The following is an 11422-nucleotide window of genomic DNA, read 5'->3' as shown; positions in this document are numbered from 1 at the left end:
ACGACTCTAGTGCGGGGCGTATTGCGGGGATGTTTCGGGCGGCCGCGGGGCGAGCGGGGCGGGTCGGCGACGTCCGGGCACGGCACCGGCGCCGTCCTCCGACAGGCCGGCGGAGGCCCGGGGATCCACGGGAATAGATCCGGCCGCACGTGGTTGAATGAGGATGTACATGCAAACGCATGGACCAGGCCCCACCGGGCCGGAGGACAGAAGGAGCGCCTGATGCAGTTCGGCATCTTCACGGTCAGCGACATCACGACCGACCCCACGACCGGACGGACCCCGTCCGAGTCCGAGAAGATCCAGGCGACCCTCGCGATCGCGCTGAAGGCGGAGGAGATCGGCCTCGACGTCTTCGCCCTGGGCGAGCACCACAATCCGCCGTTCTGGTCCTCCTCCCCCACCACCACGCTCGGCTACCTCGCGGCGAAGACCGAGAGGATCACGCTCTCCACCGCGATGGCCCTCATCACCACGAACGACCCCGTGAAGCTCGCCGAGGACTACGCGATGCTCCAGCACCTCGCCGGCGGCCGCGTCGACCTCATGCTCGGCCGCGGCAACACCGGCCCCGTCTACCCGTGGTTCGGCAAGGACATCCGCCGCGGCATCGAGCTGACGATCGAGAACTACGACCTGCTGCACCGCCTGTGGACCGAGGACTTCGTCGACTGGGAGGGCCAGTTCCGCACTCCCCTCCAGGGCTTCCAGTCGACCCCGCGCCCCCTCGACGGTGTCGCGCCGTTCGTGTGGCACGGATCGATCCGCTCCCCGCAGATCGCCGAGCAGGCCGCCTACTACGGCGACGGCTTCTTCGCGAACCACATCTTCTGGCCCGCCTCGCACACCCAGAAGATGGTGCAGCTCTACCGCCAGCGCTTCGAGCACTACGGCCACGGGACCGCCGATCAGGCGATCGTCGGGCTCGGCGGGCAGATCTTCCTGGCGAAGAACTCGCAGGACGCGGTCTCGCAGTTCCGCCCCTACTTCGACAACGCCCCCGTCTACGGCCACGGCCCCTCGCTCGAGGACTTCACGGAGCAGACCCCGCTCACCGTCGGCTCCCCGCAGCAGATCATCGACCGCACTCTCGGCTTCCGCGAGTACGTCGGCGACTACCAGCGCCAGCTCTTCCTGATGGACCACGCGGGACTCCCGCTGAAGACCGTCCTGGAGCAGATGGACATGCTCGGCGAGATCCTCCCCGCTCTCCGCGCCGGCTTCGCCGAGGGCCGCCCCGCGCACGTGCCCGACGCCCCCACCCATGCCTCCCTCGTGGCCGCGCGCGACGCGCAGCCCGCGGCCGAGCCCGTCACCGTCTAGTCAGGAGCTCTCCATGGACACCCGCAGGATCACCGTCCTCTCGGCCGGCCTCAGCCAGCCGTCCTCGACCCGGCTGCTCGCCGACCGCCTGGCCGACGCCGCCGAGTCCTCCCTCACCGAGCAGGGCTTCGCCGTCGAGCGGAGCGTCGTGGAGCTGCGCGACCTCGCGCACGACGTCACGAACAACCTCCTCACCGGCTTCGCGAGCCCCGCTCTGCAGACCGCGCTCGACGCGGTCGCCGGCGCCGACGGCCTGATCGCCGTGACGCCGATCTTCACCACCAGCTACAGCGGGCTCTTCAAGTCGTTCGTCGACGTGCTCGACACGGAGGCGCTGCGCGGCCTGCCCGTGCTGCTGGCGGCCACGGGCGGGTCCCCCCGCCACTCCCTGGCCGTCGACTACGCGATGCGCCCGCTCTTCACCTACCTGCACGCGGCGCCCCTCGCGACCACCGTGTTCGCGGCGACGGACGACTGGGGCGGCGCGACCGAGGACGGACGGGCGCTGCCCTCGCGCATCGAGCGCGCCGGACGCGAGCTGGCCGATCAAGCCGCCCGCTCCTCCCGCTCGGGCTCCACGCCCGACCCGTGGGCGCTCGACGGCTCGTTCGAGGGGATGCTCGGCCGCCGCGGCTGAACGCCCGCCGCGCGGATCGGCCGCTCCTCTCATGGATCGGCCGATCCGTCCAGCCGCGATTCCCGCGGCCCTGCCGGAATAGCCTGCCCCCGGGAGCCTGCCGCTGGCCCCCGGAAGGAGGCCGTCATGGGCCTGACCAGCAAGGGGCTCCCCGCGGGGGCTCTCGACCTCTCGCAGCTCGGACGCGCGGTCCTCGACCGCCGCCGCTTCCTCGGAGCGCTCGGCGTCGCCGCCTCCGTCCCGGTCCTCTCCGGCTGCGGCTTCGCCCCCGCGGGCCCCGCGGCGAGCGCCGGCAGCGACACCCTCACCTTCACCACCTGGGGCACCGACGCCGAGCTGGCCGGCTTCCAGCGCGCGATCGACGCGTTCCAGACGGCGAACGCCGGCGCCACCGTGACCCTCAACGCGGTCCCGTACGAGCAGATGTTCACCAACATCGACGCGCAGCTGCAGGCGGGCAACCCGCCGGACGTCTTCCGGGTCCCGTACTACACGTTCGGCAGCTACGCCGGCCGCGACCAGCTCCTGGACCTGTCGGGCATCCTCGACTCCGACGTCGCCGAGCGGTTCACCGATCCGGCCTGGGCCGCGGTGCAGAGCGGCGGGAGCCCCTTCGGCGTCCCCCACCACACCGACACCTCGCTGATCCTCTACAACACCCAGGTGCTGGCCGACGCGGGCGTCACCTCCTTCCCCTCCTCGCCCGAGGAGGCGTGGACCTGGGAGGAGTTCACCGAGGTCGGGCGGAAGCTGCGCGCCTCGCTCCCCGCCGAGCGCTACCCCTTCGCCTACAACTGGCAGGGCAACGGCGTCACGCGCTGGCTGAGCCTGCTGTTCCAGGCCGACGGCCGCTTCCTCACCGAGGACCTGTCCGGGCCCGCGATCGACTCCGCCGCCGGCCGCGCCGCGATCGACTTCAGCCGCAGCTTCTTCACCGACGGCCTCGTGCCGCCGAGCAGCTCCGTGCAGGCGACCACCTACGCCAGCGACCTCTGGTACTCGCAGACCACCGCGATGACCTTCGCCGGCGCGTTCCTCATCCCCGACGCCGACTCCACCCTCGACTTCGAGTGGGGCGCCACCTACTCCCCGCGCAACGTGCGCGGAGGCGGCGACTTCGGCGGCAACGCCCTCGTCGCGACCAAGGCCGCGAAGAACCCGGAGCTGGCCGCCTCCTTCCTCGCGTTCGTGACGGAGGAGGAGGCGATGCGCGACTTCTGCGCCGGCGCCTCGCTCCTCCCCACTCGCCGCGACCTCACGGAGTCGGGCATCGAGTTCGCCGTGCGCCCCGAGCTCGCCGAGGTGTTCCTCGGCCAGGCGGGCACCGTCCAGGCGTCCGACTCGGCGCAGGTCGCCTCGCCCGACATGGCCGCGATCATCACGGTGCTCAAGGAGCAGCTGGAGCAGGCCTTCGTCGGCGGGCGCAGCACCGAGGACACCATCGCCGGCCTCACCTCCGGCATCGCGGCCGCGACGCAGTGAGCCGGTCGGTCCTCGCGCCGGAGGCGGGCGGTCACCGCCCCCGGCGCACCTCCCGCGCCCCCGCCCGCGAGACGGCGGCCGCCTACGCGTTCCTCGCGCCGAACCTGCTGATGCTCGGCCTGTTCGTGTTCGTCCCCCTGGGCGGCGCGTTCCTGATCGGCTTCCAGCGCACGAACGGCTTCGGCGACGGCGTCTTCGTCGGGCTCGACAACTACGCGCGGCTGCTCGGCGACGGCCTCTTCTGGCGCTCGACGCTGAACACGGCGCTGTTCACCCTGATCGTGACCCCGCTCTCGATGGCGCTGGGCCTCGGCGCGGCGGTGCTGATGAACTCGGTGCTGCCCGCGCGTCCGGTGTTCCGCAGCATCCTCATCCTGCCGATGGCGGTCTCCGGCGTGGCGACGGCGCTGATGGGCGTGCTGATCTTCGACGAGAACAGCGGCGTGCTCGACGGCATGCTCCAGACGATCGGCCTCCCCCGCATCGCCTGGCAGTCCGGCGGAGCGGCCGCCTTCGCCTCCGTGGTGCTCGTCACCCTGTGGTGGCGCACCGGCTTCAACATGCTGATCTACCTGGCGGGGCTGCAGGGGGTGAACCCGGCGCTCTACGAGGCGGCCCGGCTCGACGGAGCGAACGCGTGGCAGCAGTTCCGCCACGTGACGCTGCCGCTGGTCGGCCCGTCGTCGTTCTTCCTGCTCATCCTCAACGTCATCTACTCGTTCCAGGTGTTCGACATCGTCTTCGTGCTCACCGGCGGCGGACCCCAGAACGCGACCTCGGTGCTCGTGACCTACGCCTACGACACCGGGTTCGTCACCCGCGACCAGGGCTACGCCGCGGCCATCGGCATCGTGCTGCTGATACTGACCATGATCTTCACCGCGGTGCAGTGGCGCACCAACCGCTCGAGGGACCTCGTCGAATGATCCGCACGTCGCGCACCTCGCGCCTGCTCCGCCTCGCCCTCGCCCTCGCCGTCTCGGTGGTCATCGTCTTCCCGCTGTACTGGATGGTCGTCGTCGCGTTCTCCTCGCGGTCCGAGCTGCTCGGAGGCACCCTCCGCCTCTGGCCCCGCGAGCTGACGCTGGTGAACTTCGAGCGCGTGTTCTCGTCGTTCCCCGTGGCGACCTGGTTCGGCAACTCCCTCGCAATCAGCCTGGTCACCGCCCTGATCACCGTGACGATCAACCTGCTCGGCGGCTACGCCTTCGCGCAGCTGCGGTTCCGCGGATCCGGAGTGCTCTTCCTCCTGGCCCTGTCGACGCTCACCCTGCCCGTGCAGGTGATCATGGTGGCGCTGTTCCGGCTCGTCACCGACCTCGGCCTCTACGGAAGCTACTGGGCGGTGATCCTGCCGACGGCGGCGTCGGCGTTCGGGCTGTTCCTGGCGCGGCAGTTCATCCTCGCGATCCCGCGGGACCTGATCGAGGCGGCCCGGATCGACGGCGCCGGGCACTTCCGCGTGTTCACGGCCATCGTCCTCCCCCTCTCGAAGCCGCTCATCGCCGTGCTCTTCTTCATGTCGCTGCTCGGCTCCTGGAACGACTTCGCCTGGCCGCTCATCGCCCTGAAGGAGAACGCGCTGTTCACGCTCCCGATCGGGCTGCTCTTCCTCCAGGGGCAGTTCGGCAGCGACTACGGAGCGACCATGGCGTTCGCCCTGGTGAACGTCGTGCCGATGGTGGTGCTGTTCCTGGTGTTCCAGCGCTACTTCGTGCAGGGCTTCGCGCGCAGCGGCCTCCGCTGACCCCGCGGCGGGGGGGGTGCGGATCGATGCGCTGAGCGGCCATTCGTCCCCCCGTCCGGGGCCGGGAGTGTCAATCCCCCCGTTCCGCCGACCCGGCCGGCGCCGCCCCGGGGTACCGTCGTCGCAGGCGCTCACCTCGTGCGCTCCGGAGCGCACCGTTCGAGCGGAAGGCGGGATCGCCATGAGTACCGTCGCCGCGAACGCCGCCCAGCAGAAGGTGGCCGGCCGCTACTACCTGATCGAGCGCATCGGCTCCGGCGGGATGGGTTCGGTCTACCGGGCCCGCGACGAGACCGTGCAGCGCGAGGTCGCCGTGAAGGTGTTCCGCGCGGAGGCCTCGAACCCCGAGGACGTCGCCCGCCAGGAGCGCGAGGTGCGGATGCTGAGCTCCTTCGCCCACCCCGGCATCGTCAACCTCTTCGACGCGGGCCTGCACAATTTCGGCGGCGAGGTCCGCCGCTACGTCGTGATGGAGCTCGTCGCCGACCCCACGATGGAGGCGCGGCTCGAGTCCGGCCCCCTCCCGGCGGCGGAGGTCGCGGCGATCGGCACACAGCTCGCGGAGGCCCTGGCCTACCTGCACGAGCGCGGCGTCGTGCACCGCGACGTGAAGCCCGCGAACATCCTGGTCAGCGAGGTCGCCTCCAGCGGCTACGCCCGCACCGCCAAGCTCACCGACTTCGGCGTGGCGCACTTCATGGACGGCTCCCGCCTCACCAGCGACGGCGTCGTGATCGGCACCGCGAGCTTCGTCAGCCCGGAGCAGGTCGCGGGCGAGCCGATCAGCGGAGCGAGCGACGTCTTCTCCCTCGGCCTGGTCCTCCTCGAGGCGATCACCGGTCACCGGGAGTACTCGGGCACCGTCCTCGAGGCGGCGATCGCCCGCCTCCACCGCAGCCCCTCCGTGCCCGACACCCTGCCGGCGGAGTGGCGGGCGCTGCTGACCTCGATGACGCAGCGGGACCCGGAGAAGCGGCCGACCGCCGACGAGGTCGCGCACCGGCTCCGCGGCGGGATGACGACGGGCTCGGCTTCGGGCGCGCCGACCGCCTCGGACTCGCGCGCGGCACGGATCCGGCGCTCCGTGATCATCGGCTCGAGCGCGGTCGGCGTCGGCGCGATCGCGGCGCTGTCGTGGATGCTCGGAGCGCTCGCCGGTCGCTGACCGACCGGGCGCGGAGCCCTAGGCCTCGCCCGGGAACGCGGGACGGAGCACGATCCGCGTCCAGGCGCCCACGTAGATCCGATCGCCCTCCTCGACCTCGCGGCGCTGACCGGCGGCGATCGGCGACTGCGGGAGCGGCGCCCCGGCCGGGGCGAGGTACGTGCCGTTCGCCGACTGCAGATCCTCGACCCACCAGCGGTAGCCGTCGGTGCTCAGCTGGCAGTGGCGCCGCGAGACACCGGAGTCGGAGCCGCAGTCCACCTGCGGCGAGATGCCGCGGGAGACGGACGGGCGGCCGACGAGCAGGGTGCGCTCGCGGAGGACGACGGTCGCGGGCGGGCCGGGCGAGGGCATCGGGTCGTCGGCGCGCTGCTCGGCGTACCACTCCGGGTCGACCCAGAGCTCGGCGATCCACGGGCGGTCCGGGTCCGCGGAGGCGGCGGCGGGGCGGGCGGAGCCGGTGGCCGGCGCGGACGCGGACTCCTCCTCCGACGCTGAGGCCTCGGGTGCCGCGTCGGGGACGGCGGCCTCGGGTGCAGGGGCCTCCGGGATCACCTCGGTCGGCGGAGCGGCGGGCGGCGCGGTCGCGACGGGGGTGTCGAAGCCGGCCTCCTGCTCCGGGACCAGCTCGGTGGGAGCCGCGGGATCGGCCTGCGGCGCGGGCGCCTCGCCCAGGTGCTGGGCCGGGTCCCCCGACGGCGTCGCGGAGCCGCCGACCTCGCCCGGAGCGCGGACGGCACCGGAGGAGGTGAACGGATCGGCCTCGGGGAGGGAGCCGGTCGTGAAGTCGTAGCCGCAGTTCTCGCAGAACAGGGCGCCGGGCTCGTTCGGGAACGAGCAGTGCGGGCAGACCGAGGGGCCGGTCGGGATCGCGGTGGTCGGCGCGGCGGGAGCGGGCGACGGGGCCGCAGCGGCACCGATGGGCGCCCCGCAGACGTCGCAGTAGTCGCCGGACTGGGAGGTGTGCCCCTCGGGACAGCGGAAGCTCACTTGCGCACCCGCGTGGTCTTGGTCGACGCGGTGTCCAGCGCCATCTCGTCGAGGCGGTCCACGCCGCGCTTGAGCCGCACGGTGCCCTCGTTCGGGTCGTCGATCTCGACGACCTTCCGCAGCTTCGCGGTCGCCTCGTCGTTCCCGGTGACGGAGGCGAGCTGCACCGCCCGCCCGAGCTTGACCGTGGCGGTCGCCTCGTCGCCCCGCGCCTTGGCCGCGAGCCCGTCCTGGATCGCGGAGGCGAGCTCGGTCTGGCCGGTGTAGTGGGCGACGGCGGGGTCGATGCGGGCGGTCAGGGCGGAGTCGTCCGTCCAGCGCGCCTTCACCAGGGCGGAGGCGACCACCTCGTCGCGCACGCTGAGCTGCACCCGCGCGGCGAGCTGCTCCGAGCCGACCGGCTTCGACGCGACCCGGACCGCCACGTGGTACTCCCGCGACTCGTCGCCCCAGGCGCCGGTCGGGTAGGCGCCGGTGAGCGGGTTCACGGCGTTCCGCCGGGAGCTGAGGTCCTCGAGGTTCGGCGCGACCTGGCGGACGAAGAGCAGCTGCGCGCCCTGCGGAGTCCAGACGCGGAGCTCGCCGTTGGCGACTCCCCGGCCCATCGACGCCCGCATCAGCGACTCGAAGTCGGCGGCCATGTCGGCCGGGTTCGCGATCAGGCCCACGGTGCCCAGCAGGGCGCTCGCGATGGTGCGCGCCTCCTCGACGATCCAGCGGGAGCCGACGCCGCGCACGTCGCACTGGAAGTCCCCCGACGCCGCGCGGATCGCCGCGTCCAGCTGCATCCGCGACTCGTGCTCGTTCTTGCCGTCGGTGAGGAGGATCGCGTGCCTCTGCGTCGCCTCCGGCACGGTCGCGAACAGCTGGCGGGCGAGGGTCAGCCAGGTGCCCATCGCGGTGCCGCCGTCGGCCTGGAGGTAGCCGATCGCCTCCTTCGCCGCGGCTCGCGCCCCCGGCTCCATCCGCACCATCGAGACGGTGGCGTTGGGGTACGGGAAGGCGCGGTCGGCGCGCTCGGACCCGGCCACGACGGCGAAGAAGGTGCCGTCCAGGATCTGGTCGACGGCCACGGCGGCGGCGCGCTTGGCGGCCGTCATGTTCTCGCCGGTCATCGATCCGGAGCAGTCCACGATGATGATCTCGGCCGCGGCCCCGTCGGACCCGGCGACCCCCGTGCCGGACGCGGTCACCGTGACGATGGCGTGCACGTCGGTGGCGCCGTCCGAGAGGAACTCGTTCTGGAAAACACTCGCGCTGAACTCCGCCATTCCGGCAGTTTACGGGGACGCCCGGCCCGAGCGGCCCTCCATCGCCGAGGATCGGCCGGGCATCGCGGCCCGACGCCTGCACGACAGCTGTCGGGGCGGGCGGAGGCGGGTCGAGCGCCGCCGGAGCGCCCCCGTCAAGCCCGCCGCGGCCGGACACCGCCGGTGCCAGGGTGGAGCCGTGCCTCCCTGGACCCTCGCCCTCGCCAGCGGCGCCATCGGCGGCGCCACCCTCCTGATCGGCGCCGCGCTCGCCTGGTTCGTGCGCGTGCCCCCGAAGCTCACCGCCGCGATCTCCGCGTTCGGAGCAGGGGTGCTGATCTCGGCGCTCGCCTACGAGCTCGTGCAGGAGGCGGCGGACGACGGAGGACTGCTCCCGACGATCCTCGGCACGCTCGCGGGAGCCGTCGTCTTCGTCGGCGCGGACGCGCTGCTCACCCGCGCCGGCGCGGGGAACCGCAAGAGCGCGAAGGGGTCGGGCGGAGGAGGAGGCGCGGCCATCGCGGCCGGCGCCCTGATCGACGGGGTCCCAGAATCGATCGTGCTCGGCCTCTCGGTCGCCCAGGGCGGAGCGGGAGCGGCGATCAGCGTGCCCATCGTCGCCGCGGTCGCGATCTCGAACCTCCCCGAGGGCCTGTCCTCGACGGTCGGAATGAAGGCCGACGGCCGCTCCGCCCGCTACGTCTTCACCGTCTGGGGCGGGATCGCCGCGATCTCGGCCGCCGCAGCGCTGGTCGGCTTCCTGGTCTTCGCCACCGCGCCCGGCGCGGTCGTGGCCTTCGTGACGACCGTCGCCGCCGGCGCGATCCTCGCCATGATCTCGAACACGATGATCCCCGAGGCGTTCGACCGCGACGACGTGCTCACCGGGCTGTACGCGGTGCTCGGGTTCGTGACGGCGTTCGCCTTGCACAGTGCTGCTTAGGACGCCGCTCCCCGCGCGGCGTCCCGCAGTCGGCTCGAGCGCGTGGCCGGGTCCCGAGGAGCGGGATGCGCACGGCGACGCGGATCCGCTGGAACGCGGATCCCCGGATACGCCTCGCGAGGACGCCGCTGGTTAGGACGCCGCTCCCCGCGCGGCGTCCCGCAGTCGGCTCCAGCGCGTGGCCGGGTCCCGAGGAGCGGGATGCGCACGGCGACGGGGATCCGCTGGAACGCGGATCCCCGGATACGCCTCGCGAGGGCGCCGCTCCCCGCGCGGCGTCCCGCAGTCGGCTCCAGCGCGGGGCCGAGTCCCGAGGAGCGGGATGCGCATGGCGACGCGGATCCGCTGGAACGCGGATCCCCGGATACGCCTCGCGACGGCGCCGCTGGTTAGGACGCCGCTCCCCGCGCGGCGTCCCGCAGTCGGCTCCAGCGCGGGGCCGGGTCCCGAGGAGCGGGACGCGCACGGCGACGCGGATCCGCTGGAACGCGGATCCCCGGACACGCCTCGCGAAGACGCCGCTCCCCGCGGAACGGAGTGCGGTCAGCCGCTGAAGGCGGTGAGGGCGTCGTCGAGGATGCCGAGGCCGCGGGCGACCTCGGCGGAAGTGATGACGGCCGGCGGGACCACGTGGATCCGGTTGTCTGCGGTGAAGGGCAGGAGACCGCGCGACAGCAGGTCGGTCTTGAGGCGGGCGACGGAGGCCGCCGGCAGCGGGGTGCGCGCGGCCCGGTCGGTGACCAGCTCCAGCGCCCAGAACACTCCGGAGCCCCGGACCTCGCCGATCAGGTCGTGCTTCGCCTCGAGCGCCGCCAGGCCGGGGGCCAGGTGCTCCGAGCCGATGGTGCGCGCGTTGTCGACGATCCCCTCCTCCTCCATGGCCTCGAGCGTCGCGACGACGCTGGCCGCGGCGAGCGGGTGGCCCGAGTAGGTGAGACCGCCGGGGAAGACGCGCTCATCGAAGTGGTGGGCGATCGGATCCGAGATGACGACGCCGCCGATCGGGACGTAGCCGGAGTTGACGCCCTTCGCGAAGGTGATCAGGTCGGGGCGCACGTCGAAGGCGTCGAAGGCGAACCACTCCCCCGTGCGGCCGAAGCCCGCCATGACCTCGTCGAGGATCAGCTGGATGCCGTACCGGTCGGCGATCTCGCGCACACCCGCGAGGTAGCCGGGCGGCGGCGTGAGCACGCCGGCGGTGCCGGGGATGGTCTCGAGGAGGAACGCGGCGATCGACTCCGGCCCCTCCGCCTGCACGACGCGCTCGAGGTGGTGGAGGGCGCGCTCGCACTCCTGCTCGAAGGTCTCGGCCCAGAACTCGCTGCGGTACAGGTAGGGCCCGAAGGCGTGCACGTGCCCGCGGGAGTACTCGTTCGGAATGCGGCGCCAGTCGCCGGTCGAGACGATCGCCGCTCCCGTGTTGCCGTGGTACGAGCGGTACAGCGAGACGACCTTGTCGCGGCCGGTGAACAGCCGCGCCATGCGGATCGCGTTCTCGTTCGCGTCCGCGCCGCCGTTGGTGAAGAAGACCTTCTCCATGCCCTCGGGCGCCCGCTCGGTGATCAGGCGGGCCGCCTCGGCGCGGGTCTCGTTCGCGTAGGCCGGGCCGACGGTGGTGAGGACGCCCGCCTGCTCCTGGATCGCGGCGACGACCTTCGGGTGCTGGTAGCCGATGGTGACGTTCACGAGCTGGCTCGAGAAGTCGAGGTAGCGGGTGCCGTCGACGTCCCAGACCTCGGCGCCGAGACCGCCCGCGATCGGCAGCGGATTCAGCGCGCCCTGCGCCGACCAGGAGTGGAACACGCGGGACCGGTCGGCGGCGGTGACCGAGGCGTTGTCGCGGACGGTGGGGGCGGTCGAGGACGTCATGGTCTCCATCGTGCCG

Annotated in this window: 10 protein-coding genes; 7 read left to right on the top strand and 3 right to left on the bottom strand. The window is 72.7% G+C overall.

Features of this window, described 5'->3' with window-relative positions; all coding sequences use genetic code 11:
• Positions 1-222: 222 nt before the first annotated feature.
• From C5B95_RS11725 to C5B95_RS11700, 6 genes are all read left to right on the top strand, one after another.
• Positions 223-1323, top strand: a complete 1101-nt coding sequence (locus tag C5B95_RS11725; protein WP_104226200.1) for an LLM class flavin-dependent oxidoreductase — start codon at positions 223-225, stop codon at positions 1321-1323.
• A 13-nt stretch (positions 1324-1336) separates the two neighbouring features.
• Complete coding sequence (locus C5B95_RS11720) at positions 1337-1960, top strand: FMN reductase (protein WP_104249848.1); 624 nt, start codon at positions 1337-1339, stop codon at positions 1958-1960.
• A 126-nt stretch (positions 1961-2086) separates the two neighbouring features.
• Positions 2087-3442: a sugar ABC transporter substrate-binding protein gene (locus tag C5B95_RS11715; RefSeq protein WP_104349242.1), complete on the top strand. Its 1356-nt coding sequence runs from the start codon at positions 2087-2089 to the stop codon at positions 3440-3442.
• Positions 3439-4368, top strand: coding sequence for a carbohydrate ABC transporter permease (locus tag C5B95_RS11710; protein WP_258059971.1), 930 nt, complete (start codon positions 3439-3441; stop codon positions 4366-4368). The genes C5B95_RS11715 and C5B95_RS11710 overlap by 4 nt, the downstream gene beginning before the upstream one ends.
• Entirely contained in the window at positions 4365-5189 is an 825-nt protein-coding gene (locus C5B95_RS11705) for a carbohydrate ABC transporter permease (protein ID WP_104233145.1), read from the top strand. The genes C5B95_RS11710 and C5B95_RS11705 overlap by 4 nt, the downstream gene beginning before the upstream one ends.
• 181 nt (positions 5190-5370) lie before the next feature.
• Positions 5371-6354: a serine/threonine-protein kinase gene (locus C5B95_RS11700; protein WP_104349241.1), complete on the top strand. Its 984-nt coding sequence runs from the start codon at positions 5371-5373 to the stop codon at positions 6352-6354.
• Between the two features lie 18 nt (positions 6355-6372).
• Here the strand turns inward: C5B95_RS11700 and C5B95_RS11695 are convergent, their stop codons facing one another.
• Both C5B95_RS11695 and C5B95_RS11690 read right to left on the bottom strand, forming a co-directional pair.
• On the bottom strand, positions 6373-7344 hold the full coding sequence (locus C5B95_RS11695; RefSeq protein ID WP_104327334.1) for an FHA domain-containing protein: 972 nt from the start codon (positions 7342-7344) through the stop codon (positions 6373-6375).
• Positions 7341-8615, bottom strand: coding sequence for a VWA domain-containing protein (locus C5B95_RS11690; protein WP_104223843.1), 1275 nt, complete (start codon positions 8613-8615; stop codon positions 7341-7343). Before C5B95_RS11690 ends, C5B95_RS11695 begins: the two co-directional genes overlap by 4 nt.
• Positions 8616-8793: 178 nt before the next feature.
• Here C5B95_RS11690 and C5B95_RS11685 point away from each other — a divergent pair, with 178 nt between their 5' ends.
• Positions 8794-9537 carry a ZIP family metal transporter gene (locus C5B95_RS11685; protein WP_104349240.1) on the top strand — a complete coding sequence of 248 codons (744 nt, stop codon included), beginning with the start codon at positions 8794-8796 and terminating at the stop codon, positions 9535-9537.
• A 543-nt stretch (positions 9538-10080) separates the two neighbouring features.
• Here C5B95_RS11685 and C5B95_RS11680 read toward each other — a convergent pair.
• The gene (locus tag C5B95_RS11680; protein ID WP_104347772.1) at positions 10081-11406 is read right to left on the bottom strand and encodes an aspartate aminotransferase family protein; all 1326 of its coding nucleotides are present in this window, start codon (positions 11404-11406) and stop codon (positions 10081-10083) included.
• Between the last annotated feature and the right edge of the window lie 16 nt (positions 11407-11422).

The sequence above is a fragment of the Rathayibacter sp. AY1A7 genome, assembly GCF_002930845.1.
Classification (GTDB): Bacteria; Actinomycetota; Actinomycetes; order Actinomycetales; family Microbacteriaceae; genus Rathayibacter.
Note: the sequence above shows the minus strand (reverse complement) of the source record. Positions and strands in the feature narration are given on the sequence as shown.